The following is a 463-nucleotide window of genomic DNA, read 5'->3' on the forward strand; positions in this document are numbered from 1 at the left end:
GTTGAAGGCCATCGACGGAAAGCCGGGAACCAGCGAAATGACAATCTCGACCTGCAGCAGCCAGCCGGCAAGGGCAGTCACGCCGAGAAGGAACATCATGAAGCCGACCGCAATCGCAAAGGCACGGTAGTGCCGCCTTGGCTGGTCCTGCAGGTCCACGTTGCCCTGATCCTGCACCCGTGTGTCCTCCTTCGGTTCGCGCGGCCATATTTTCCGAAATCGAGGAATACTCAATAGGCAAGGCAGGGCGGTGCCATGCTTTTTGCGAAATGATCTGCGATAAGGTTTATCGAATTTCAGTGGAACCGCGATATGGTGATGTCGAAGGACAGCGAGGTTCATTCGAACAATATCCAAATTACGGTGCTAGATGACCACCCTATTTTATGTCGACGACAGTAAGGATGACCTCTTCTATCTCGACTATATCTGCAGAAAGCAGCAGATTGACGTCGATCTATTC

Annotated in this window: 1 protein-coding gene; it reads right to left on the reverse strand. The window is 52.3% G+C overall.

Annotation, left to right across the window (positions count from 1 at the left end):
- On the reverse strand, positions 1-342 hold a 342-nt coding region (locus HR086_RS47465), incomplete at its 3' end, for a hypothetical protein (protein ID WP_217442259.1).
- Positions 343-463: the final 121 nt, after the last annotated feature.

It is taken from the genome of Myxococcus sp. CA039A, from assembly GCF_013336645.1.
GTDB classification, from domain to species: Bacteria; Myxococcota; Myxococcia; order Myxococcales; family Myxococcaceae; genus Myxococcus; species Myxococcus llanfairpwllgwyngyllgogerychwyrndrobwllllantysiliogogogochensis.